The sequence below is a fragment of the Chryseobacterium sp. Marseille-Q8038 genome (assembly GCF_965111995.1).
Genome location: NZ_CBCOPN010000001.1, coordinates 217,928 through 244,171, shown reverse-complemented (window position 1 = coordinate 244,171; position 26,244 = coordinate 217,928). Strand labels below are relative to the sequence as shown.

Sequence of the window (26,244 nt, the reverse complement as noted above, 5' to 3'; positions counted from 1 at the left end):
TTATAATCTGTAAACGTTACAGATTTTATTTATGATATACTGACAGGCATTGTGTTTCCTATCAGCGGTTGAATATTTTTAAGATCCGGGAGTTTCACCGTTTGTGGTATTGAAGATGCAGGATCTGCAATAATCTCTACAGGATTGTTCAGGATTGTTTTGGCGAAATATTTTAAACTTCCCGGCATTGTAGCAGAAAAAAGCAGGTTTTGTCTTCTATGAGAAACCAGATTCAATATTTTTTTTATATGATTAGTGAGTCCCATATCAAGCATTTTATCGGTATCATCTAAAACAAACAGCTCAATTTTAGAAAGATCAATATGTCTCTGATTTTCTACATCAAGCAATCCTCCGGGTGTTGCCACAAGAATATCTACTCTTTTTCTTAGTGCTGCAAGATGGCTACCAATGGAAACCCCTTCATAAACAGAAAGCAGAGACAATGGTAAATATTTACTGTAGATTTTAAAATTCTCTTCTATCTGTATGGCCAGTTCCTGAGTTGGTGTAAGTATTAAAGTTCGTATTTCTTTATGATCCGGAGTTTGTCTTTTCAGCAACTGTAAAATAGGCATAGCAAATGCAGCTGTTTTTCCAGCACCTGTCTGTGCAGACACTACAATATCTCTTCCTGTCAAAATATGCGGAATTGCAGAGTACTGTATTTCAGTAGGTCTGGAATATCCGGCTTCTGTCACTGCACGGATAATAGGATTAATTAGATTTAAATTTTTAAAATTCATTATAAATTCCGGCGTTCCCGGTATCTTAAAACAAATCTGTTGATCAGAATTTGAATCGGTGTATTATAATGACAAACAAAAGAGTATTCTTTTCTGTTCATCTTTCTCTTGCCTCAGCTACAATAATATTTTTATCTATATTACGGATGGCCCGGCAATAACGTGTCGCTCTTATCTACAATAGAACTTTATAATCTCTTATTTCCATTATGAAAACAAAGGCTATAAATTGGTAGCTGAAAAAGCAAAACTGAAAGAAAAAAGTGATTTTAAACTATGACAGAATAGCAAAGGCAGTGACCTGTTTTTATAAATGTTCTGCAAACCTACAATAAAAAAAATGAACACCACCTTATATAATTAACTGATTATCAAAAATTTATTCGTACCTTCTGCAAATTAAACGAATTGTTTGCTGACGCGGATGATTTTAAACTCCGGAATATGCAAACTTCTTTTCCCTTACCCAGCCCTTCCCCCAGAACATTAGAGTCCCATACAGGTCTTCATGTAAGAATTGCTTATTTCATTATGATACATCATAAACCTGAAATATTTAAAAATATGTTTCAGAAGATCTATACCAGGGATCAGTTTTATCTTATCCATATTGATAAAAAAGCAAAACAAGAGTTCATTGAAGAAATACAGCTTTATATCGTTCATTTTCCCAATGTTTATATTCTGGACAGTATAAATATAGTTTCGGGAGGTTTCAACATCGTTCAGGCAGAATTGAACGCTATGGAATTCCTCCTGAATGTAAGCAAAGAATGGGATTATTTTATTAATCTGAGCGGTGAAGATTATCCACTGAAATCACAAAATATTATCCGTAAATTTCTTACCACCAATAAAGGCAGGAATTATCTTTTTTATTATGATCAGAAGTTTTACAGACCAGACACGCTGCAAAGAATACAAAATCACTTTACAGAATTGGCTTATGTTATTTCATCTTTCATCTACAAAAGATCTTTTATGAAAAATGTAATACCCTATATAGGTGGCAAATGGTTTATGTTTACAAGAGAAACCTGCTTATTTTTAACAAACAACAAAACTGTAATGGATTTTGAAGACTATTATCTTCATACTTTTTTACCTGCAGATTCATTTTTCCAGACTGTTCTTATGAATACATCATTCAATGATATTATTGTCAATGATGATAAAAGAGCGGTACTTGAAACCTCCTTTTTTCAAAATACCCAGAATACATTCAATTATATTCAATCATTAAAATCCGGCAATCAGCTTTTCATCAGAAAGGTTAACAAAAAAACAGATGAAAGTATCAGAAAATACATTGAAGACAGCTATCTTACTCCCCTTCCTTATGTAAATGAAGTAGAAAGAGAATTGAAAAGAAATAACCGTCAAAACAACTGATTTTTGAACTTCATCCCCAATATACTTAAGACAGATACTCTGTAATGCTTTTCTGCTAAATCATTATATTTGAAAAAACATCATAAAACCTGTTTTCTTGGAATTACAATATGGAAAAGAAGCTGACTCCGGAACATATAAAGCTTGCCACTTTAGACTGTCAGGGATTAATACAAAGTACGCCGTTCGGAACTGGAAAAACTGCAGTTTTGAATGCCGTGGAACATCTTGGATATATTCAGATTGATACTTTATCGATGGTGGAACGAGCCCATCATCATACGCTTTGGACAAGAATCCCAGACTTTCAGACAGATTATCTGGAAGAACTGGTGGAAGACCGTAAAGTATTTGAATATTGGTTCCATGCTGCTTCCTATCTTCCCATGCAGGACTTCCGGTATGTTTTACCCCAAATGCTGACGATCAAAAGAGGAGAATCCCGTTACTACAATGCAGATCCTAAAGTGATGGAATATGTCATGGACACTATCCGCAATGAAGGACCTAAAAGAGCAAGAGATTTTGAAAATGAAAGCCATAAAGCCGGAAGCTGGTGGAATTGGAAGCCTGCCAAATTAGCGCTGGAAAGACTTTTCATGCAGGGAGATCTGATGATCAGCGGACGTTCCGGAATGCAGAAAACATATGATCTCGCTGAAAGGGTTCTGCCTTCTTTTATTGATACCACGGAACCTACTCCACTTGAGTTTGCAGAATATCTGGTAAAAACCAATCTGCGTTCCTATGGATTGACGACGGTAAAACAGATTACTCATCTTCGGAAAGGAAACGACTTAAAAAAGGATGTCAATACCGTTTTAAAAACTATGCTGGATAAAGGGGAAATATCTCAGGTTAAAATAGAAGGACTCTCTTCTGCTTTTATTCAGAATGATGTTTTTGAAAAGACATTTGATCTGAAAGATTCCAATATACATCTGCTGTCTCCATTTGACAATTCTATTATCCATCGGGATAGAATCAGGCAGATTTTTGATTTTGATTTCCGGCTGGAATGTTATACGCCAAAAGAAAAAAGACAATACGGTTATTTCTGTCTGCCCATTCTGTATGGTGACCAGTTCATAGGAAGAGTTGACTGCAAAGCCCACAGAAAAGAAAAAAAACTGGAGCTCATTCATTTACATATTGAAAACAATACTTTGGATATTGAATTGTGGCTAAAACCTTTCGCAGAAACTATAAAACGTTTTGCTGTTTTTAATGGCTGTGAATCTTTGACTTTGACAAAAGTAAGTCCATCAAAACTGAATGCTCCCGTGAAAAAAGAATTGTCCGGATTAAAGTTTAAAAAGTAATAGCTGCTTATCTGAATGTTTCTATTAAAAGACAAATCGCATTATTGAGCTCAATAATGCGATTTTATTTTTACCAGGGTGATCCCGATTAGTTTAATTTCTGATTTGTTTTCTGAACAAAATCATCCCATTGCTGGTTCAGGTACGTGAGTGCTTTCTTTTTCTCACCGTCATTCATAGAAGAATAATTAATGGAATTGAAAACCAGTTTCTTCAAGGCTTTTAAATCCAGATCCCAATATACCTGCGTTACCCAGAAATCGTAGCTGAGCCCTGTATATCCATAAACGGAAGGATCATCACTGCTGATGGAGCATTGTATTCCATTGCTCAGTAAAACCCTTGCAGGATGATTTCTCAGGTCACTTACATATCCTAAGATCTGATTACTGATCGGACTTACTTCAACCAGTTTATTCTGTTTTCTGATTTGTTCCATTGTTTTGGGAAAATAAATCAGATTCAATCCGTGCCCAATTCTTTTATTGTTTAACAGCGCTACATCCAAAACATTTTTATTCAGGATAGAGCTGCTTTCTCCGGCATGAAGGTAGAGAGGAAGCTCTACTCCATACTTTTTATGAAGTTCATCCAGTTTTGTCCAGCTTTTCTCAAAAAAACTGATGTTGTGCCCTGCCGCTTCATCTGCCACAAGATCAAATCCTGAGATCATATCCGGAAATTCTTTCTTCAGTTCAAATGCTGTTTCCAGCTGTTTTCCAATACTTTCATTATCTAAGAATTTAAAACTTGAATAGATCAGTTTAAGGGTGAACTGCGGATCTGACTGGTGTATTTCTTTAAGAATATCCTTCAGATCTGTGATGGAAGTTTTCAAAGTATATTTCCCATGCTGAAAATCATAAAGTTCATCAAAGATATACCTGATTTCTACGTGCTGTACTTTATCTTTTATAAGATCTTTAAATCCTTTCAGATAATATTCTTTAAAGAAAGGACGGTACGGAAGCAGCAGACTGATCCTCTTAAAACGTTTTTCAAATTCAATCCAATAATCTGTATAAGAGCAAAGATTGTCACGTTTCAGTGTAAGAAGATCCTGGAGTTCCTTTTCAAAATCAGGAGTTGAGGTCAACTTTTTATCAAGACTTACAAATCCGTTCGGAACTTTTCCTTTTTCAAAAAAAGCCAGCTGTCCGAAAATGAACTGATCATTATCTTTCTGATCATACACATAACATTCCTGATATTTTCTGGCGGCCGAAATGATCCATTTCACATCTGTTATTCCTCCACTGTGGGTATGCAGCAAACCTCCTTTCGGCATAGTCTGAAGGAGTTCAAACAATTTGCTGCTTTCAATTAACGGCTTAATTTCATTAAAAGAGCTGTTATATAAAGATATTTTTTTCTTTTCCGTATCACTGAGAAACTGTTTGCGGACCTGGAATATTTTCTTATCCAAAGTGATTTCCGTATCCGATAATTTTATATCAGCATCAAAGGCCATCGCCTCATTTTCCTTCTCAGACGATGCCCATTTCTGTTGATAGACAGATTTTTCCGTCACTTTAGTTTGTCCCCAAAATAGAGGTGAGCCTAAAAGTGATATATAAATAAGGTATTTTTTCATCATAATAAATATTGGAGGAGTTTTTTGTACTATCGGTTATATTTTTAACCGTTAAAAAGTAGCTTTTTACAGCAAAAATTGTGCAAAATAAAGCTATTTCAAAAATAATATTAATTTTATTAAAATCCTCAGGTAATTATTATGCTTTAATTGTTTTCTGATCGGCCTCACTTACAGGGTGTGAGGTGCGCCAATTGTGACGGAATTTTTAAGGACAACATTCAATCATGAGAAACAAAGAAACCATCTCCGAATTCTTTACTGAAAAGAAGTTCTGAACTCCAATGGAGAAAGATGGGTTTTATTTTTAAACAATTTGGTAAAAGACTGTGGATGTTCAAAACCGAGCTCATAAGCAATCTCACTTACCGATAAATCTGTGGTAGAAAGCTTTTCTTTTGCTTTTTCAATCAGTTTATCATGAATAAACTGCTGGGTACTCTGACCGGTAAGCGTTCTTAACATACGACTTAAATAATTGGGAGAAATTCCAAGATGATCTGCAACAAACTGCACGGTAGGTAATCTTTTTGACACCAGATCATTATCATTGAAATAATCATCCAGCATAACTTCTAAACGATTCAGAATGGTATGGTTGGTTATTTTTCTGGTGATAAACTGCCGTTCGTAGAACCTTTCGGAATAATTGAGCAATGTTTCAATGTGTGAAATAATAATATTCTGACTGAATTTATCGATCATCGAATGATACTCCTGCTCAATATTTTCTATAATTCCATTGATGGTAAGCTCTTCTTTTTTTGAAAGAAATAAAGCTTCATTCACTGAATAATCAAAAAAATCATACTGCTTTATGATTTTGGCAAGTGAAGTATGCCACAGAAAATCAGGGTGAATTAACAGCATCCAGCCGGATTGTTTTTCTTTCGGACCGGAATCCGCTTCAATCCTGAAAACCTGGTTGGGAGAAATAAAAAACAGGGTTCCTTCATCAAAATCATACTCCTGCTGGCCATATTTCAGTTTGCCATTCATTCCTATTTTTAAAGAAATCTGGTAAAAACCCAGCATCCAATTGACTTCACCAATGTCGGCAGGCCGCTTTACATCCTTATAATCGATGACACTGATCAATGGATGTTCAGGAGGATTCAGCCCTCTTGAACGGTGAAATTCCGTAATGGTTTTTATTCTTTTGATAGCCCGTCTTTCCATATCTATAAAATTACAAATTGTTTTTGCAGTAAACTTTTGTTGTAGAGTTTTTTCCCACAGATGACACAGGTTTTCACAAATATTTACGTTAATACTATTATTTTCAAAACTTATTTGAACTTCTCTACGTCAAAATTTTCTCTTTTTTTTTAATTAAATATTTACTTCTTTTGTGACTTTTGTGGTTCACTATTTACACTTCATCATTTTGATAGACCTCAGCAAATTCTTTTGCAAAGTCGGCCAGTTTTACTTTTCCCAAAACAGGTTGATACTCATCATAATCTTCATACAGAATCCCGCTTCCCTGAGCGGCCTGAGTTTCTACAAAACCTTTAGCCACCTGCTCATTAAAGCCCATATCAAGCCAGCTTTTCAATAATTCCTGATCTGAGATCACCTTCCACTGAAGATCCGGCTTGCCGATTGAGTTCCCCAAAGCTTTCGCAATTTCATTAGGAGAAACTTCATCACTTGCTACGTAACGAACTGTTCTTCCTTCAAATGGTTTTTCAGTTTCTTCTGCAATAACAGCCGCAATATCTAATGGAGAAACCCACGGTTCTTTCTGATCTCCTCCCCAATTGGAAATAATAGTACCTTTGTTTTTAATCGTACTGATGAATGAAAACATATTGAAATAAATGCTTACCGGACGAATAAATTTGATGGCAATTTCATCCGAAAGCTGCTTCAGAATCTGTTCTACATGATGATGAAACACGATAATCCCCGTCCCATTATCCGTGTGAGCTCCAATACTGCTGAGGTGGATAATTTTCTTCACTCCTGAGCGCTCCACAGCTGTTTTGTAATGGTGGCCAATTTCGCAGATCTTTCCAATAAAATCAACATCTTTATCAAAAAAATCTCCTGCTGCTTCCATGGTCTCCATTAAATAAACAATATCTGCCCCTGTAAATGCATCAGTAAGAAAATCAGGATCAAACATACTGCCTATCGCCGCTTTTGCTCCCAATGCTTCTATAGCTGACATTCTTTCTACAGTACTGCTTATCACTGTTACCGAGTGTCCTTTGTGTATAAGCTCTTCTGTAAGGGGTTTTCCGATGTTCCCGATGGAACCTGTTAAAACAATATTCATTTCTATAATTTTTTGTTAGAGCAAAATTCTGAAATACCTGTAAAGATGACTTCACCGGATCTATCTTCTTCTTAGCCAAAAAAGGAAACTTGATAAATAGATGTATCTTTTCGGTAAACAGAACACTTTTTAACACTTTTTTAATCTATAACGGTTGCACCTATTTTGAACTTTACCTACCTTTGCCTCTGGGATGCGGAAAAGATTTCATCAATATTTGTACAGCTTGTTATTTGCATTGCTTACCGTTTTAGGTTGGTACTATGGACAAATCCAGCAGTATATTTCAACAGATATTTCTTCCGAACTTCATTTTACCACTGATCTTCTTGTTCATCAGAATAAAAGCTTCAAAGCATCTTTTGCCTTTCTTAAAAATCATGAGGCCAATGATGCTTACAATGTCAGCCATCCCCGCTACAACAAAATCAGAGCTAATCTTTCTGAAAACGACAACGAAAATGACGACAATGTAGAAACATCCGGTTCTACTGAGCTTCTCGCTCTTTTCAAAGATGGTTTCTGGCATCTGATCTCAGGTTTTGTCACTACATTTCACGACAGACAAATCGCTGTTTCACTCGCTCAATCCGAACACTTAAAGCCTTTAGATGATGATCTGTACATCCAGTACAGGGTCATCAGACTGTGATTTTATAGTAATTTTTTCGAAAACCTTATATGCTTTCAAATCCTATTTGAGAGCAGGTAACTCTATTTTTTCAATTATAAATTATTATAAAAACAAAATTTATCATGGTCAAGAAAAGTCTCATGTATATCAACTTGTGCCTTATTTTCTTGTTTGCAGGCTGTCAATCTGAAAAAAAGGAAAAAGCAGAAGCAGCGTCATTCAACGTTACAAGCCCGCTTATAAAAGATACTTTGGTTAACAAAGATTATGTTGCACAAATCCGTTCTATTAATCATATTGAGCTTCGTGCCCAGGAAAAAGGATATATTCAGTCTATTTATGTAGATGAAGGGCAATTCGTACAAAAAGGGCAGCTGATGTTCAAAATTATGCCTAACCTATATGAATCGGATGTAAACCGCGCCAAAGCAGAGTCTAAATATGCACAGATTGAATATCAGAATACCAAAAACCTTTCTGACAAAGACATCGTTGCTCCTCAGGAAATGGCAATGGCCAAAGCAAAATATGAAAAAGCCCAGGCTGAACTTGCTTCAATGAATACCCATTTGAGATTCACCGAAATCCGCGCTCCTTTTACCGGAATTGTAGGAAAATTACATGTAAGAAAGGGAAGCCTTGTAGACGAAGGTGAACTTGTAACGGAACTTTCCGACAACAGCAAAATGTGGGTATATTTCAATGTACCGGAAGCAGAATATCTTAACCAGATGGATGCTAAAAAGGATAACAACCCAATGCATGTACGTCTGAGAATGGCCAATGGCAAAGAATTCACTCAAGACGGTGTGGTACAAACCATAGAGTCTGATTTTGACAATGAAACAGGGAATATTGCCTACAGAGCTACATTTCCCAACCCTAAAGGGCTGTTAAGATACGGAGAAACCGGGAATATTGTCATTACTTCACCTTATGCCAATGCCATGATGATTCCTCAGAAAGCCACTTTTGAAGAACTGGAAAAGAAATATGTCTATGTGATTGGCAGAGACAACAAAGTGCATGCAAGAGAAATAAAAGTTGCTGCTGAGCTGCCACACATTTATGTAGTTTCTTCCGGGCTTGGAAAGGATGACAGAATCTTGCTGGAAGGGCTTAGAATGGTTCAGGAAAACCAGAAGATTGGTTCAAAATACCAAAAACCTGAAAAAGTAATGTCGAATCTGGATCTGTACGCCGAGTAACCCAAAAACAGCATTATGTTTAAAAAAGTAATACACCGACCGGTTTTCGCTATCGTAATATCGGTTGTTATCCTGTTTATGGGAGGTATCGCCATGAAACAGCTTCCTACAGAGCAGTTTCCTAAAATTGCCCCTACCACAGTAGCCGTTTCCATTGCCTATCCGGGTGCAAGTGCAGATGTATTGGTAAAATCATCTCTGATTACAATTGAAAATGCCATCAATGGAGTTCAGGGAATGCGTTATATCACTACCGACGCTACCAGTGCCGGAGAAGCTACTGTAAATGTTGTCTTTGATCCGGGAACCGATCCCAATGAGGCCGTAGTTCTGGTAAAAACAAGAGTAGATCAGGTAATGCCTCTACTACCGGAGCTTGTACAGAAAGAAGGAGTGGTTGTAAACCCGATTCAGCCAAGTATGCTGATGTACGTGAATCTCTACAGTACGAATAAAAGTATGGATGAAAAATTCCTGTACAACTACTCTATGGTGAATATCATCCCGGAAATCAACCGTATCCACGGGATTGCAAAGTCTCAGATTCTGGGTAGCCGAAGATATGCCATGCGTATCTGGCTGAATCCTGACCGTATGCGTGCGTATTCTATTTCTGTAGATGAGGTGATGAAGGCTATTGGTGAGCAAAGTATCATTGGCCGTCCGGGAAGAATCGGACAGAGTTCCGGTATTGCAGCACAGTCTCTGGAATATGTATTGACCTATAAAGGGCAGTACAACAAACCGGAAGAGTATGAAAATATCATTGTACGTTCCAATGCAGAAGGAGAAAATGTGAAACTGAAAGATATTGCCAAAGTAGAATTGGGAAGTGAATTCTTTGATATTTATTCCAATCTTGACGGGCATCCTTCTGCGTCTATCGTTTTAAAACAAAACTACGGAAGTAATGCCAATGACGTGATCAGAGATGTAAAGGCAAAGCTTGCAGAGATGAAAGGAAACTTTCCTCCGGGTGTTGATTATAAAATCAGTTATGACGTGTCGCAATTCCTGGATGCGTCTATAGAACAGGTAATGCATACCTTGAGAGATGCATTTATCCTTGTAGCTATTGTGGTTTTCATTTTCCTTGGCGACTGGCGTTCTACGCTGATTCCTATTATTGCGGTACCGGTTTCTTTGATTGGAACTTTCTTTGTCATCCAGTTCTTCGGATTAACCATTAACCTTGTTACCCTTTTCGCACTGGTATTGGCAATCGGTATTGTGGTGGATAACGCGATTGTAGTGATAGAAGCCGTTCACGCTAAAATGGAAGACAGTAATATCTCGCCTTATAAAGCCGTAAAAGAAGTAATGGGTGAAATTGCAGGTGCTATTATTGCGATTACAGCCGTAATGGTGGCTGTGTTTATTCCTATTTCCTTTATGACGGGTCCTGTGGGAACTTTCTACCGTCAATTTTCTATTACCATGGCAAGTTCTATTGTGATTTCAGCGGTAGTAGCGCTTACACTGACTCCGGTTTTGGCAGCAATGTTATTGAAAAACCATCATGGAAAGCCTAAAAAAGTAAATATTTTCACCAAAGCGTTAGATTCTTTTAACGGAGCATTTGATAAAGTAACAGGAAAATACGCTTCATTCCTTAGAAAAATCGTAAGCCGAAAGGTAGTCACATGGGGAATCCTGATTGCTTTCTGTGCCGGAATTGTTATGATTAATAAAGTACTTCCGGGTGGATTTATTCCGAATGAAGACCAGGGAACCATCTATGCCATTATCCAGACTCCTCCGGGTTCTACGCTGGAACAAACCAATAAGGTTTCCAGAACATTACAGAAAATCTGTATGGGAGTAGACGGAGTGGAATCTGTATCCTCACTGGCAGGATATGAAATCATGACGGAAGGCCGTGGTTCCAATGCCGGAACCTGTTTGATTAACCTTAAAAGCTGGAACGACCGTGAACATTCTGTAAAGGAAATCATGGAAGAACTGGAAGAAAAATCAAAAGATCTGGGAGCTACCATTGAATTCTTCGAACCACCCGCTGTTCCGGGATTCGGATCTTCGGGAGGTTTCTCTATGAGACTTCTTGACCTGAACAGAACTACAGATTATCAGGAATTTGATAAAGCCAATAAAGACTTCATAGCCCAGCTTAAAAAACGTAAGGAACTTTCAGGAGTGTTCACCTTCTTTGCAGCCAATTATCCCCAGTATGAATTGGTGTTTGATAATAATGCAGCCATGCAGAAGGGTGTTTCTATCGGAAAAGCGATGGACAACCTCAACATTCTGATCGGGAGTACCTATGAACAGGGCTTTATCCGTTTCGGACAATTCTTTAAAGTATATGTACAATCATCTCCGGAATTCAGAAGACTTCCTACAGATATTATGAATCTGTATGTGAAAAACGACCGTGATGAAATGGTTCCTTATTCGGCATTTATGACAATGAAAAAGACTCAGGGGCCAAATGAAATCACCCGTTACAACATGTACAATTCCGCCGCAATCCGTGGACTTCCGGCAGCAGGTTATACAACAGCAGATGCTATCCAGGCTATCAATGAAACGGCAGCAAAAACATTACCTCACGGATATAAAGTGGCATGGGAAGGATTGTCTTATGATGAGGCACAGCGTGGTAATGAAGCCATTTATGTCTTCCTCGTTGTTCTTGTGTTTGTGTATCTGGTTCTGGCGGCTCAGTATGAAAGTTTCCTGATTCCGTTTGCGGTACTTTGTTCACTTCCGGTGGGAGTTTTCGGGTCTTTCTTATTATTAAAAGCGATGGGACTGGAAAATGACATTTATGCACAGGTAGGATTGATTATGATTATCGGACTACTGGGTAAAAATGCGGTACTTATTGTAGAATTTGCCGTGAAAAGACGGCAGGCCGGAGATTCTATTCTTGAAGCCGCTGTAGAAGGTTCTAAAGCGCGTTTCAGACCCATTCTGATGACTTCTTTCGCCTTTATTGCAGGATTGGTTCCGCTTGTTTTTGCAAGAGGTGCCGGAGCCATCGGAAATCACACCATCGGAGCATCCTCATTGGGTGGAATGCTGATAGGTACTCTTTTCGGAGTAATTGTAATTCCGGGGCTCTACTACATATTTGCCAAGTGGTCTGACGGTAAAAAAATGATTAAAGACGAAGATGAATCTCCATTAAGCGAAGACATGATCCATTATGAATAAAAGAAAAATATATCAATATGCAGGTCTGGCAGTCTTCTTATTAAGTCTTACTGCCTGTAAACCTATCGAAATAGAACAGCGTGCTGAAAATAAAACCGTCCCTGAAAAATACGGTTTAGCAGAAAATGATACCCTCAATACAGGAAAAATGAAGTGGAATGAATATTTCAGTGATCCGCATCTTCAGGAACTGATTACTCAGGCTCTTCAGAATAATCAGGAACTGAATATTGTCCTTCAGGAAATTGAAATATCTAAAAATGAAATCAAAGCCAGAAAAGGTGAATATCTTCCGTCTGTAGGTTTAAAAGCAGGTGCAGGAGTAGATAAAGTAAGCCGTTACACCAATATCGGAGCGATGGAAGCCAACACAGAAATAGAACCCGGCAGAGAAATGCCTGAGCCTTTGTTTGACTTTGGAATAGGTGCCCAGGCACAGTGGGAAACGGATATCTGGGGTAAACTTCATAATGCTACAAGAGCACAGGTACAGCGGTATCTTGCCAGCATTGAAGGAAAGAATTTTATGACCACTCATCTTATTTCAGAGATTGCAGATTCTTATTATGAGCTGCTGGCACTGGATAACGAACTGGTCATTTTGAATCAGAATATCAAAATTCAGAATGATGCACTGGAGATTATCAAAGATTTAAAAAAGAATGCCAGATCCAATGAACTGGCTGTACAAAGATTTGAAGCGCAGGTTCTGAAAACCCAGGGAATGCAGTATGACATCCAGCAAAAGATTGTTGAAACTGAAAATAAAATCAATTATCTGGTGGGCAGGTTTCCGCAATCTGTGGAAAGAAGTCAGGATTCTTTTGATTCTGTTGTTCCACAAGCTGTTTACGGAGGAATACCTTCTGAGCTTTTGGAAAACCGTCCGGATATTAAACAGGCTGAGTATGAGCTGGCAGCAGCCAAACTTGATATCAAAGTGGCTAAAGCAAGATTCTACCCTTCTCTTGATCTTTCTGCAGGAGTCGGTTTACAGGCTTTTAATCCGCTGTATATCATCAAGCCTCAGTCGTTTCTGTTTTCTCTTGCCGGAGAGCTTACGGCTCCACTGATCAACAGAAGAGCAATTAAGGCGGCTTATTATAATGCCAACGCAAAGCAAATCCAGGCGGTATATCATTATGAGCAAACTGTTTTGGGAGCTTATATTGAGGTAGCGAATCAGTTGTCTAAAATTCATAATCTGGAGAGCAGTGTGAATATCAAAACAAAGGAAGTGAATGCTTTAACAAAGTCTATTGATATTTCTAACGATCTGTTCAAATATGCCCGGGCCGATTATATGGAAGTCTTGCTGACTCAGCGGGATGCGCTGGAATCCAAGTTTGAGCTGGTAGAGAAGAAAGTCAATCAGCTTAAAGCAAGTGTTGCAGTATACAGAGCACTCGGTGGTGGCTGGGATCAGAATTCTCTGACTGTTCCGGACATTAGTAAACAATAAATTCTTTTCAATCTTGTTTTTATAGGAGTCTGCCGAGAGGCAGGCTTCTTTTTTTAGGTTTTGGCTGAAGCCTGATGAATTTTTTAATCTTCGGTAAACGGGCTAAAGCCCGTTCCTATTGAATATTTTCATTTTTCCCACAGATTACACAGATCAACACAGATGTTTGAGTATATTTCTTCCATTCATAATTCATAATTTATAATTCTATTCTAGCCCTGATAGCAGCGGTTACCCCACAGCAGGAAGTGGTTTCAGCCAGGAGCGAGGAGTATGAGCGGATAGCAGGATCAAGCTCCTGATGCCTGATCTTATGATTAGCAATGCTATAAAACAAATAAAAAGTCTACAAAATAGATAGACTTATAATGTTAATTTTAATTCACTCCCTGGAAATTAACTTTTTTATCATTTTTTAACATTTTAAATAATAATACAAACAATTGAATACCAATAAAATAAATCAAATAATTCTGATTTCATTTTATTAACCTACTAAATTAGTAGACTAATATGATTTATCTCATACCTCCTTTTTATCATGGTTCATGAATTATTAAATAATTTTGACCCAGTTAAAAAAATCATAAACTTTATTCTCATGAATAAGAATACCTTTAATTCTTACGTATGCACCCTTATGGTAACGGATTCTGCACAAAAGTGTTCTGCAGAACCTGCCTATTCACAGCACAACTGTATTTCTAACGACATGTGCTTTGAGATGATGTGCAAGATGATGATGTCATAACTTTCTAAGAGATACATTCATTACTGTAGGAATTAAAGCCTAAGAGTTTAAGGCTTCTTTCATCCGGGTACATCTCCTGTAAATTTTATCATTTTACTTCTTATATCCTCCCTGAAAAAGGAGGCAGGGAATTATTATTTCTTACAGAGAGATCAGCAGTAATACACAATTCAGTTTTAAACCTAGATTAATATAATGAAAAAGAAACAATGCAAACTTGGTGTATTGGCCTTACTCCTATTCGCGGAATATGGTTTTGCACAAAGTAAAGACAGTCTTTCCAAGGAAACCTCCATCAAAGAAGTGGTGGTGGTAGCTTTTGGAAAGCAGAAAAAAGAAGAAATTACAGGATCTGTACAGTCATTGAAGGCTAAAGATCTCTCTAATCTTCAAAACGGAAATATTCTTCAGGGAATTGGAGGAAAAGTAGCGGGAGTACAGGTAATTTCCTCAGGGCAGCCGGGTTCCCAGCCTACCATAAGAATGAGAGGAATAGGCTCTATCAATGCTTCCAGTGATCCGTTAATTGTACTGGATGGTATTCCTTACAGCGGAAACCTGAACAGTATTGCAGCATCGGATATTGAAAGTATTTCTTTTCTTGAAGATGCTTCATCCAATGCCTTATATGGTTCCCGAGGAGCCAACGGAGTGATTATTGTGAATACCAAAAGAGGGAAAAGCAAAGGATTGAGTATTGAAGCTGATGTAAAAACAGGGGTCAATTTCAGATCTATTGAAGATTATTCCGTGTATACGTCTCCACAGGATTATTATACCGCATATTATAACAGAGCCAGAATTGGTGAAATTGCAAGATTGAAACAACCGGGAGCTGTTCCTTCAGGCCCTTCTCCTCATGATGTGGGACTTGCTGCACTGAGCAAACTGGGATATAATGCTTACAGTGTCCCTTTCAGTCAGCTGATTTCCAAGGATGGTTCTTTCAATACCGAGGCAAAATTATTGTATCAGGATAACTGGAAGAAACTGCTCTTCAGACCTTCGTTAAGAAGAGAAGCTACGGTAGGCATCAATGCCAATAGTGACCAGGTAAAATCATATACATCCCTTAACTATCTGGATGATAAAGGATATTTGATTTCTTCAGGTTTTGAAAGATTCGGAATCAGGTCTAATGTAGACTACGCTATCACCTCAAAACTAAAATTGACCAGTGCTTTGTCTTACACTTACAGTAAACAGGATTTTGGGGAGACTGGCGGTTTCTCCAACCCTTTCCAGTTTGCCAGAAATATTGCCCCTTTCTATCCGGTTTTCCTTAGGGATAACAACTACCAGAGACTTTATGACAGCTATGGAAATGCTTTATACGACTATGGTGACGGCCAGGGCCCCAACGGTGCAACAAGATCTTATGCTGTTTTTGAAAACCCGGTTGGAAACCTTCAGAAAGATAAATCACAGATCGTCAGCAATATAACTAACCTCAACCTTGGTTTAAATTATGAAATCATCAAAGGGCTGGATTTTACTTATAACTTTGGGGCCTATCTTGAAAATACAAGAAACCTGCAGTTTGGAAATACGGAAGGTGGAACTTCTTCTTCTGTAGGAGGAACGATTTCACAAGGTTCTAATTTTAAATATACGCTCAACCATCAGCAATTGCTTACTTATCAGAAAAAACTGGGAAATCACAGCTTCAATCTCCTTGTAGGACATGAGCTGAACAAGATTAAAGATGATGGTTTTTCCGGTTCAAAGCAGCAGCTTCTACTGCCTGACTCACAATCATTTGACAATGCCGTAAAAATTACCGATTTGTCAGGAAGCGGTTATGAATATGCTGTAGAAGGCTATTTTACAAGGTTATTGTATAATTATGACGGCAAATATTTCTTTAATGCCAATATACGCAGAGACGGTTCTTCAGTCTTTTCTCCTGAAAGCAGATGGGGAAACTTCTATGGATTAGGACTGGCATGGAATATTGCAAAAGAAGATTTTCTTAAAGATAACAGGGTGATTAATTCCCTGAAATTAAAAGCTTCTTACGGCCAGCAGGGAAATGACAACATTCTATTGAGTGGTTCCAACAGAGATTATTATGCCTACCAGGATATCTATGGAATTAATAACTTCGGGGATGACAAGCCTGTTCTCTCCCTTAAAAAACAAGGAAATAAAGATCTGAAATGGGAAACTTCCAAAAACCTAAATGCCGGTTTTGAAATCTCCCTGTTAAAAAACAGAATAAATTTAAATGCTGATTATTTTGAAAGGAAAGTTTCGGATATGATCTACACGCTTCCTCTCCCACCTTCCAATGCAGGTTCTTATGTGAAGTATGGAAATATCGGAGATATGACCAACAGAGGGGTTCAGGCTAATCTAAGTGTGGATATTCTTCGCGGTGATGAATTCCAATGGAGCTTTTATGCCAATGCCACTCACTATAAAAACAAGATTACCCGATTGCCTGCCGAACAGAGAAATACAGGTTTAGTAACCGGTTTATTTATTCTTACAGAAGGTGGAGACCGTTATACGTATTTCCTTAAAGAATTTGCCGGAGTAAATCCTGAAAATGGAGACGCTTTATGGTATCGTACTGCCATAAACCCAACCACTCAAAAGGAAGAAAGAACGGTTACCAATAATTACAAAGAGGCTACTGATTATAACACAGGGAAATCTGCTATTCCAAAGGTGTATGGTGGATTCGGAACAGATTTTACTTTTAAGAGATTCAATCTGGCAGTGAATTTTGCGTATCAGTTCGGAGGATATGGCTATGATGATATTTACAGAAGCTTATTCCATTCTGACAGCTATGGGTCTAACTATTCAACGGATCTTGATAAAACCTGGACACCGGAAAATCCTACGGCTTCATTACCAAGAGTAGATCTTACGGCTACCAACCAGAATGGAAATTCAACACTTTATCTGATCAAATCAGATTATATCAGCCTTCAGGATGTAACACTTTCTTATCAGCTTCCTGAGGATTTTGCAAAGCAGGCAGGGCTATCAGGTCTGAAAATCTATCTGACAGGAAACAATTTGTATCTGTGGTCAAAGAGAAAAGGATATGACCCAAGAGCTTCACTAACAGGAGTTTCAGATTCCTACAGATATTCTCTGCTGTCAAGTGTTTCTTTAGGCTTTAAACTTAATTTTTAAAAGAACAGAATGAAAATAATAAAATACTTTATATCAGCGGTAACCATAGGTTTTATAGCGACCAGCTGTGCCAATGATCTCAATACGTTGCCGGAAGGAGATATTTCCGGTGAACAGCTGAATAATGACTCTAACAGTCCGGAAAAAATCCTGGGCGGAGTATATCTTGATCTTCGCAGCAACGGTGCCGGCGGTACTACCGTTCACTCAGATTTCGGAATCATGGGGATCAAAGCAGGTGCAGATCTGATGTCCAATGATGTCATCCAGTCTACCAACCAGCATTTGGGAATGTTTTATAATTATGAAGCCACCAATGCCAGCAACATTGCTTCAGAAATTGTATGGACCACTTTTTATGCAAGAATATTTGTGATCAACAAACTTCTTGACAGCCTGGATAAAAATGCCAATGCAAAAAACAGGGCAATTGCAGGGCAGTTACTGGCGTTAAGAGCTTATTCTTACTTTTATCTGGTTCGTTTTTATGCTAATGATTATAATGGTCATCAGTCTGAAGCAGGACTTCCATTGGTTCTTACCGCCAATAATCCAAGCCAGGGACTTCCGAGGTCAACAGTTGCTGAGGTGTATGTACAGATCAAAAAAGATATAGAAGAATCTGTTAGCCTTTTGGATACCTATGCCCGCCCATCCAGAGCTCAGATAGATCAAAGAGCAGCGAAAGCAATTGCAGCTGAGGTATTTTTACAAACAGGAGATTACATAAAAGCCGCTCAATATGCTGAAGAAAGTAAACAGGGCGTTGCTCTTATGACGGAAGACGATTATACCACAACCGGATTTTCAAACATCAATAATCCTGAGGTAATATGGGGTTTCCATAATACGATTTCCACGATGAGTATCGGAAATTATTATGCCTCTTTCTTCTCCATGTTTGATAATACTAATGAAGGATATGCCGGAGCAGCACAGATCCGTAAGCTGATCGACAAAAGACTTTACGAAGCTATTCCCGCAACGGATTATCGTAAGAAAGTGTTTAATGGAAGCCAGAGTGCAGCGTATACTTTTAATGGAAAAACGAAAAATTATCCACCTTATGTAAGCTGGAAGTTTAAAGATCCTACACTTTTTGAAGGAGATTATATTTATATCAGAGCTTCCTCACTGTATTATATACAAGCCGAAGCCCTTGCCAGACAGGGAAGAGAGTCAGAAGCCAGACAGGTATTATTCGAAATAACCTCAAAAAGAGATAAAGCCTATACGCTGTCGGTAAAATCAGGTAGTGCGCTGATTAATGAAATTGTACTGCAAAAGAGAATAGAACTTTGGGGAGAAGGCTATGCCTGGTTTGATATGAAAAGATTAAACACCCCTTTAGAAAGAGTTTACACAGGAACGAATCACACTTTTGGAAGATTTAACCTGACACCGGATAAATTCAGATTCCAGATTCCTAATAAAGAGATTAATAATAACCCACAAATCAAGCAGAATGAGTAGATAAACAAAAAACAATTTTACATTCAAATATATTCAGTGACGAGGCGCCATTAACAAGTAAATGGCGCCTTTTTTATTGACTAAGGTAAGGTTCTGATATTTTTTTGACTGTCACTTGCTAAAAATCTTTGATTTTTTCGCGCCTTAAAATTTTACATTGAATTAAAAAAGCTTTGCGTCTTTGCGTTTTCAAAAAAATACAAATAAGAAAGGTATAATTGGAAAACGCAAAGACGCAAAATTCTATCAAGAAGGTTACTATAAGACGCAAGGATTTTATCTTCGATAAAATTGAATACTGTTTATTTCCAAGTCTCTTGCAAATTATTTATTTTATAATAATATCAGACTTATAATTATCTTTTATCAGCTCACCATTTTTATACAACCGCTGGTTGATGATCTTTCCTTTTTCGTTGAAATAAAGCCATAAAGCATTTTTTCTTCCTAAAGAATCCAGACGTCCCATTTCTTTCGGCATTTTGTTATGGTGAAGAATCTGGATGGGAAACAAACCTTGCAAATCTTTTAAAGAATCCAATTTTTCAGGAATCAGTTCTGCTTCATTCCCTATTTTGAAAGTATACTTTTTTCCTTTATTGCTGTTTAGAATAAGCTCATCTCCTGATATCTCATATTTTCCTTCTGAAAATGGAGCTGTTGAAATCTGATCATAGCTTATATGTTCCGTTTTTAAAAATTCGAAGGTTCCGTCTTTTATATACAAGGAATATACTCCACCTCCGGATTGCAGCTCAACATATTTCGGATATTCTTTGTCTTTTTTACAGGAAATAATAGACAAAAAAATGATAGAAAGGCTAATAGTTTTAATTTTCATGGAAACTAAATTATTAAAATATTTAGAATAAAAGAAAAACAGGAAATACATATATTTGGAATCCTATTTATTTTTTACCCTTTACTTTTTTCCAATAACAAAAAAACAATAATGACCCAAACAAAACTATTCTTCACAGGCTTGTTTTCCACCCTGTTATCTATTACCGCAACAGCTCAGAAAAAAGACACCTATACTCATAAAATCGACAGTATTATCACAGCATCCAGTCCGATACAATTCAACGGCGTTGTCTTAGTTGCTCAGAAAGGAAAAATACAGTATCTGAAATCCAATGGTTATAAAGATTTTGAGAAAAAAACTCCGTTGAAAACGGATGACCAGTTTGAAATCATGTCCAATTCAAAGCAAATCACCGCTGTGTTGATTTTACAGGCTGCTGAACAGGGAAAACTGAACCTTCATACTCCTATTAAAAAATATCTTCCTGCTCTTACCCAAACCTGGGCAGATACAGTTACAATACATCATCTCCTGAATCATACTCATGGAATTACAAATACAGAGAAACCCACAGCTTTTAAGGCAGGTTCCCAGTTCAAATATGGCAACCTTTCCTATATAATGCTGGGAGAAATTCTTAAAAATACAACCGGAAAAAGCTTTGCAGAATTAGCAAATCCTCTCTTTAAAAAGCTTAAAATGGATCAAACTTTTGTGTATAATCCCCAGAATACTCAATCTCATGTTCCCGGTTATATAAACGAAAACAATCAGTTTGAAAAAGTACAACAGTCATTTCTGAACAATGATAATGCTTCTGCAGCAGGGATCATTTCCACTGTACAGGATCTGGCAAAATGGGATCTGGCACTATTTAAAGGAAAACTGCTTTCTCCGGAATTCCAGAAACAGATGATGACCTCATCCACAACTTCTCAGCATAATGTATTTGGAAAAGAAAGCATGGGATTTGGGTATAATGTGAGGTTTATCAAAGAAGGCGGTCTGGATTATTTTGCAGTAACAGGGCTTGGTGATGGGTTTACCTGTCTTAATGTCTATTTTCCTTCCACAGATACTACATTGGTCATTCTGGAAAACCAGATGCCTAAAGACAGTCAATACTGGAGTTTTAAAGAAGCTGCGATAAAAAATACAGTGCTGAAAGCAATAACTTCTAAGTAAGTCAAAAAATTGTTTTATAAAGGATCTGTCAAAGATTTCAAAATACACAGCATTCAATTTTATCGCAGATAAAATCCTTGCGCCTTATAACAATTTTATTAATACCATTTTGCGCCTTTGCGATTTTCCAACTAAACCTTTCCTATTTATGTTTTTTTGGAAAATCGCAAAGGCGCAAAGTTTTTTTAATATTATATTTTTTAAGGCGCAAAAAAAATCAAAGATTTTTAGCAAGGATAATACTTTTTACAATTTTTGACATCTATCCCGAAGATGGTAGATATTATACAATTCTTTTTAAAGCCTTTGTTTTAAGAACAGAGAAAGGTTTTTCTATCATAAATCTGTAGACCAAGCTGCCCAGAAGACAAGCGAAAAGACATACAAGAAGACTTATATTATCTGAAGTTTCAAGTTTAAAATAATCAAAACATTCCTGTACCATATGAATAATTCCTTTATGCGAAAGATAAACAGCATAGGATAAAGCAGCCAGCTGAGCAGTAAGATAAGACTTTGAGCGATACAGAAAAGAGGATGGGGAAACCGCTGCCATAAGAATCAATCCATAACTTACAGCCACCAGTGTAAATCCAAAAACAGAAGCTGTTTGAGAAGCCTGCTCGTTACACACCCAGAATGAAATTCCCAACAGTATGATTCCAAAAAAGAAAAGTCTATTTCCATTGTGTTCCACTATTCTTTTAAACAGGGATGAATGCTGCATGAGATACCCGATCAGGACTCCTACCCCAAGTCCATCCAGCCTTGTATGAGTAGGATAATATATTTTCATATACCATAATTTCCAGAAATCTGTAGAATTTGGATCCATTGCTGCAATCCATTGATTCCACACCATCCATCTTGTCATAAAAGATAATCCAATCACGACTATCATCAGATAAGGCAGATATTTGAACCGTTTTATTAGAAGTAAGATTAAAAGTAATAAAGGAAGAATGAGGTAAAACTGCTCTTCAATACATAAGGACCACGCATGGGAAAATGTTCCGCGATTGATAACATCCAGTCCGTAATTTTGGGTAAAACTTACAAACTTCCACAAAGGCGATAAAGCCTCCCGTTCCCTGAAAAAAGGAAAAGTAAAGTAGAGAAAAAGGGTAAAAAAATAGGCTGGAAAAATCCTGAAAAACCGTTTTGTATAGAATGTTTTCAAACCGATTTCTCCCGTATTTTTTATTTCTTTAAACAGCTGACCGGAGATCAGGAAACCGCTCAAAACAAAAAAGAGATCCACTCCTGTCCATCCGAACTTTCCGATACTGTCGATCCAGTCCGGATGTTTAAATACCCGGTAATGGTACATGAATACAAGTAAAATAGCAGCGGCTCTCAGATGATCCAATCCATAAAGCCTTTCAGAACGTTCCGTCATTATTTTTTTGTACAAATGTTGACAAATTTCAAACTGCTTTGTTATATAGAATCCAGACAGCATAACATTCAGGATCAACAGTAAAATATTCCTTTTGCACCGTAAATGATGTTATCCGTCATTATTTTAAAGCCATTAACATCGTATTTCTCTGAGGTAACTTAAGATTTTATATTTTTGAGGATGATGAAAACCCCATCAGAAAATCTGATCAGACAAAACCTATACTTCCAGCTGTTTTTCTGGACTGCCTTATTTTTGTTTGGAACCGCAAGAATGTATGGAGAATATAACGAAGGAGCTTTTAAAGAAGTGATCATCTACAATTTTTGTCATTGGATTTTCCAGATTGCCGGAGCCAATTTTATTTATTTCATCCTGATCCGTCATTTCTTTGACCGGAAAAAGTACCTGGAATTTGTACTGTCCCTTCTTCTTAGTCTGTATGTTATTTCTGTTATTAACCGGTTTTTTATTGTTTATCTCGCAGAACCTCTTTTCACCAATGAAGTTAAGGACAGTATTTTCAATATTGCCACAGATATTCCTTATCTTTTACTTCACTACACTTTTCCCATTATCAGCGGGGCATTTATCTTTATCTCAATCATGTTTATCATCCGGTATAAAGATGAAAAGGAACGTACCATCAAACTTCAAAAGGAAAAAACAGAGCTGGAACTGCAATCTCTCAAATCTCAGCTCAACCCTCATTTTCTCTTTAATACTTTGAATAATATCTACTCTCTGTCCATCAGCCATTCTGATAAAACATCCCAATCCATCAGCCAGCTTTCGGATATTCTGGATTATATTTTATACAAAGGACAAAAAAAGTGGGTGCAGGTTTCTGATGAACTGGATATTATTAATCATTATATTGCATTGGAAAAACTTCGATATCATGATGAAAGATTAAAAATTAACCTGAACACCGTCTTACAATCGGCGAATACCATTCCGCCACTGCTTTATCTCACTCTGGTAGAAAATGCTTTTAAACATGGAGCAGGAAAAAGTTCAGATACAACGGAAATAACGATTGAAATAGAAACGAATCCTCAGCATTCTGTTTTTAAAATTGAAAATACCTTCTCAGATTCATCCACATCTCATGAGAAAGGGATCGGATTGCAAAATATAAAAAGACAGCTTCACTATCATTATCAGGAACATTTTACTTTTCAGATCTCACAGGAAAATAATATTTTTAAAGTTGAAATAACAACGCCTTCCCATTATGATTAACTGCATTATTGTAGATGACGAGCCTTTAGCCGCATCATTACTGGAAAACCATATCTCCAAGATTGACGATCTGAAACTTACAGGAAAAGCAGAAAATGCTATGCAGGCTTATAAATTACTGCAAAACCAATCTGTTGACCTTATGTTTCTGGACATACAAATGCCTCATCTTAATGGTATCGATTTTTTGAAATCACTGCCTCAAAAGCCTAAAACCATTTTCACCACAGCCTATCGCGATTTTGCTATTGAAGGATTCGAACTCGAAGCTGTAGATTATCTCCTGAAGCCTATTACCTTCGAACGTTTTTTCAAAGCTGTAGAGCGCCTGTTGAGAAATACCGTTGACCATAAAGAAGATTTCATCCTCATTAAAACAGAGGGAATGCACCGTAAACTTTTCCTTTCTGAGATCGTATATTTTGAAAGCCAGGGAAACGATATTAAAATTGTCCTAACGAACCAGGAAAGCTGTATTTCAAAAAGTAAAATTACGGATCTGGAAAAAACTTTATCGGGTAGAGGTTTTGTAAGAATTCACAGATCCTTTATCGTCAATATTGCTTTTGTTACGGCTTTTAATAATAATGAATTGATTGTCAATAAATATCAAATCCCTGTTGGCAGAAGCTATAAACAAGAATTCGATGCCTTTACAGCTGCGGTTTCTAAAAACAAACTGTTGTAGTTTCTTTAATTTTAATTCACAAAACCTCTTTGTTAATAATTATTTAAAATTAATTTTTCATCCAAACATGCTTGGGTAATTTTCAATCTGTTTTTCAACGCATTACATCCCCTCAAGGAGCACAAATCTATCACAAATAGAAATCACCACATTTTCAGAAAACAGGATCAAACCCATGATTAACAATTCTTTGTATAAACAATGAAATCCATAGCATCAGCAGATAATCCCTTATAAATATTAAAAAAAAATGTTACTTTTGCTTTACGAATAAAATTGCTTTTTAGCTTTTTTATGATTAAATTTATGTGCACCAAGTTTATAAAACATTAAAATTCATTCCATGAGAAAAATAATTCTACTTATTACATGTATGTTCGGTATTTCAGTTTTCTCACAGATCAAAGTGTTGAAAAATGAAAGTTTGGTGGAAATTGGTAAAGATAATTCCGTTGGTTTATATAAAAAGGAAGATAAATTTACAGTCAATTACCAGGATCTGAACACTGCTAACCTGAATACAATCCGATCTTTTTCATTCCAAAACCTTAATGGAGATGTTGCCGGATTATATAAACTTATTATGGATGGCTTCATCTCCACTCCTGATGAGAATGTTGTTTTGGAACTTCCTAATGATATTATTGAACTTCATTATGAAAAAAACTATGGCCAACAAACCATGCAATTTATCCAGGTGATCAACAAAAACAGAAAATACATTGGAAAATCTCAGTTTTTAAACCAAAAGCAGGTGGAAAAAATCTTTGGACGAACCAATGGGAAATATACCATGTATGACAAACCTGCCAGTATAAATCCTGCTGCAACTAAAGGAGCTGCCAATACAGCCTCTACAGCAACTCCTGCCTCAGGTGGTGCTAAGAAAAAATCAAGAAAATAATTATATTTTATAAATATTGCGAAACTCATTCTATCGGATGAGTTTTTTTATTTTATTTTTGCAGAAAGATCGTAAAACTTATGCCGCTTCAGATAATCAATTTAACCAAAAAATTTGGTGAACAAACTGCCCTTGACAACATCAACATTTCTATTGATAAAAATGAGATCATCGGTCTACTTGGCCCAAACGGTGCCGGAAAATCTACCCTGATGAAATCTATTGTCGGTGCACTGAAAATTGATCAGGGTGAAATCATTTTCAACGGCTTGAATATTGCTGAACGTGAGATCGAAAGCAAAAAGAAAATAGGTTTCCTTCCTGAAAACAATCCGCTTTATCTGGAGATGTATGTAAAAGAGTACCTTCAGTTTGTTGCCAATATCCACAAAATCCCGGAATCCCGAGTAGATGAGGTGATTGAACTGGTAGGAATTACCCCTGAAAAATCTAAAAAGATTGGCCAGCTGTCTAAAGGATACAAACAACGTGTAGGGCTTGCTCAGGCTATTATTCATCAACCTGATTTACTGATTCTTGATGAACCTACCAATGGTCTGGATCCCAACCAGATTATTGAAATCCGTAATGTGGTAAAAGAAATTGGTCAGGAAAAAACAGTTTTACTTTCTACGCACATCATGCAGGAAGTGGAAGCGCTTTGTTCCAGAGTGATTCTGATTCATAAAGGAAATATTCTTCAGGACTGCCCTATTGATGAATTTAAAGGTAAATTTGAAAGTCTGGAAGAGGCTTTTGCTAGTTATACACAGAATTTTCAGTCTGAACTTAAAGATTAATTAAGAGTATTATTTTGTAATA

The 26,244-nt window shown here is 37.0% G+C and carries 20 protein-coding genes; 14 read left to right on the top strand and 6 right to left on the bottom strand.

Annotated features, from left to right (window positions below; all coding sequences use genetic code 11):
- Window positions 1–29: 29 nt before the first annotated feature.
- Complete coding sequence (locus ACWPWS_RS01095; protein ID WP_454045202.1) at window positions 30–746, bottom strand: DEAD/DEAH box helicase; 717 nt, start codon at window positions 744–746, stop codon at window positions 30–32.
- A 444-nt stretch (window positions 747–1,190) separates the two neighbouring features.
- Between ACWPWS_RS01095 and ACWPWS_RS01090 the strand changes: the two genes are divergently transcribed.
- Both ACWPWS_RS01090 and ACWPWS_RS01085 read left to right on the top strand, forming a co-directional pair.
- Complete coding sequence (locus ACWPWS_RS01090) at window positions 1,191–2,138, top strand: beta-1,6-N-acetylglucosaminyltransferase (protein WP_209783801.1); 948 nt, start codon at window positions 1,191–1,193, stop codon at window positions 2,136–2,138.
- A 110-nt stretch (window positions 2,139–2,248) separates the two neighbouring features.
- Entirely contained in the window at window positions 2,249–3,460 is a 1,212-nt protein-coding gene (locus ACWPWS_RS01085; RefSeq protein ID WP_454045201.1) for a winged helix-turn-helix domain-containing protein, read from the top strand.
- Window positions 3,461–3,548: 88 nt separating this feature from the next.
- Here the strand turns inward: ACWPWS_RS01085 and ACWPWS_RS01080 are convergent, their stop codons facing one another.
- The 3 genes from ACWPWS_RS01080 to ACWPWS_RS01070 form a co-directional block, all read right to left on the bottom strand.
- Entirely contained in the window at window positions 3,549–5,057 is a 1,509-nt protein-coding gene (locus tag ACWPWS_RS01080; RefSeq protein WP_454045200.1) for an adenosine kinase, read from the bottom strand.
- A gap of 255 nt (window positions 5,058–5,312) precedes the next feature.
- Window positions 5,313–6,233 carry an AraC family transcriptional regulator gene (locus ACWPWS_RS01075; protein WP_454045199.1) on the bottom strand — a complete coding sequence of 307 codons (921 nt, stop codon included), beginning with the start codon at window positions 6,231–6,233 and terminating at the stop codon, window positions 5,313–5,315.
- 193 nt (window positions 6,234–6,426) lie between these two features.
- Window positions 6,427–7,338, bottom strand: coding sequence for an SDR family oxidoreductase (locus ACWPWS_RS01070; protein ID WP_454045198.1), 912 nt, complete (start codon window positions 7,336–7,338; stop codon window positions 6,427–6,429).
- Between the two features lie 193 nt (window positions 7,339–7,531).
- Between ACWPWS_RS01070 and ACWPWS_RS01065 the strand changes: the two genes are divergently transcribed.
- The 7 genes from ACWPWS_RS01065 to ACWPWS_RS01035 all read left to right on the top strand — a co-directional run bounded on the left by ACWPWS_RS01065 (window position 7,532) and on the right by ACWPWS_RS01035 (window position 19,193).
- Entirely contained in the window at window positions 7,532–7,990 is a 459-nt protein-coding gene (locus ACWPWS_RS01065; protein ID WP_309512409.1) for a hypothetical protein, read from the top strand.
- Window positions 7,991–8,094: 104 nt separating this feature from the next.
- Window positions 8,095–9,180 carry an efflux RND transporter periplasmic adaptor subunit gene (locus ACWPWS_RS01060; protein WP_454045197.1) on the top strand — a complete coding sequence of 362 codons (1,086 nt, stop codon included), beginning with the start codon at window positions 8,095–8,097 and terminating at the stop codon, window positions 9,178–9,180.
- Window positions 9,181–9,195: 15 nt separating this feature from the next.
- Complete coding sequence (locus ACWPWS_RS01055) at window positions 9,196–12,357, top strand: efflux RND transporter permease subunit (RefSeq protein ID WP_454045196.1); 3,162 nt, start codon at window positions 9,196–9,198, stop codon at window positions 12,355–12,357.
- Window positions 12,350–13,819 (top strand): TolC family protein, encoded by a 1,470-nt coding sequence (locus ACWPWS_RS01050; RefSeq protein ID WP_454045195.1) that lies wholly within the window; start codon window positions 12,350–12,352, stop codon window positions 13,817–13,819. The genes ACWPWS_RS01055 and ACWPWS_RS01050 overlap by 8 nt, the downstream gene beginning before the upstream one ends.
- A gap of 601 nt (window positions 13,820–14,420) precedes the next feature.
- Window positions 14,421–14,570 (top strand): hypothetical protein, encoded by a 150-nt coding sequence (locus tag ACWPWS_RS01045; RefSeq protein ID WP_454045194.1) that lies wholly within the window; start codon window positions 14,421–14,423, stop codon window positions 14,568–14,570.
- Between the two features lie 195 nt (window positions 14,571–14,765).
- Window positions 14,766–17,720, top strand: coding sequence for a SusC/RagA family TonB-linked outer membrane protein (locus ACWPWS_RS01040; RefSeq protein ID WP_454045193.1), 2,955 nt, complete (start codon window positions 14,766–14,768; stop codon window positions 17,718–17,720).
- Between the two features lie 9 nt (window positions 17,721–17,729).
- Window positions 17,730–19,193 carry a RagB/SusD family nutrient uptake outer membrane protein gene (locus tag ACWPWS_RS01035; protein ID WP_454045192.1) on the top strand — a complete coding sequence of 488 codons (1,464 nt, stop codon included), beginning with the start codon at window positions 17,730–17,732 and terminating at the stop codon, window positions 19,191–19,193.
- 328 nt (window positions 19,194–19,521) lie between these two features.
- On the opposite strand, the gene ACWPWS_RS01030 is transcribed toward ACWPWS_RS01035, so the two are convergent.
- The gene (locus tag ACWPWS_RS01030; RefSeq protein ID WP_454045191.1) at window positions 19,522–20,034 is read right to left on the bottom strand and encodes a hypothetical protein; all 513 of its coding nucleotides are present in this window, start codon (window positions 20,032–20,034) and stop codon (window positions 19,522–19,524) included.
- Window positions 20,035–20,145: 111 nt separating this feature from the next.
- On the opposite strand from ACWPWS_RS01030, the gene ACWPWS_RS01025 reads away from it, so the two are divergent.
- Window positions 20,146–21,183, top strand: a complete 1,038-nt coding sequence (locus ACWPWS_RS01025) for a serine hydrolase domain-containing protein (protein WP_454045190.1) — start codon at window positions 20,146–20,148, stop codon at window positions 21,181–21,183.
- A 283-nt stretch (window positions 21,184–21,466) separates the two neighbouring features.
- On the opposite strand, the gene ACWPWS_RS01020 is transcribed toward ACWPWS_RS01025, so the two are convergent.
- On the bottom strand, window positions 21,467–22,582 hold the full coding sequence (locus tag ACWPWS_RS01020; protein ID WP_454045189.1) for an acyltransferase family protein: 1,116 nt from the start codon (window positions 22,580–22,582) through the stop codon (window positions 21,467–21,469).
- Between the two features lie 183 nt (window positions 22,583–22,765).
- Between ACWPWS_RS01020 and ACWPWS_RS01015 the strand changes: the two genes are divergently transcribed.
- The 4 genes from ACWPWS_RS01015 to ACWPWS_RS01000 all read left to right on the top strand — a co-directional run bounded on the left by ACWPWS_RS01015 (window position 22,766) and on the right by ACWPWS_RS01000 (window position 26,222).
- Window positions 22,766–23,830, top strand: a complete 1,065-nt coding sequence (locus tag ACWPWS_RS01015; RefSeq protein WP_454045188.1) for a sensor histidine kinase — start codon at window positions 22,766–22,768, stop codon at window positions 23,828–23,830.
- A complete protein-coding gene (locus tag ACWPWS_RS01010; RefSeq protein WP_454045187.1) occupies window positions 23,823–24,518 on the top strand; it encodes a LytR/AlgR family response regulator transcription factor in 696 nt (231 codons plus the stop codon). Before ACWPWS_RS01015 ends, ACWPWS_RS01010 begins: the two co-directional genes overlap by 8 nt.
- 343 nt (window positions 24,519–24,861) lie before the next feature.
- Window positions 24,862–25,422, top strand: a complete 561-nt coding sequence (locus tag ACWPWS_RS01005) for a hypothetical protein (RefSeq protein WP_105680800.1) — start codon at window positions 24,862–24,864, stop codon at window positions 25,420–25,422.
- Window positions 25,423–25,502: 80 nt separating this feature from the next.
- Window positions 25,503–26,222: an ABC transporter ATP-binding protein gene (locus ACWPWS_RS01000; RefSeq protein ID WP_454045186.1), complete on the top strand. Its 720-nt coding sequence runs from the start codon at window positions 25,503–25,505 to the stop codon at window positions 26,220–26,222.
- Window positions 26,223–26,244: the final 22 nt, after the last annotated feature.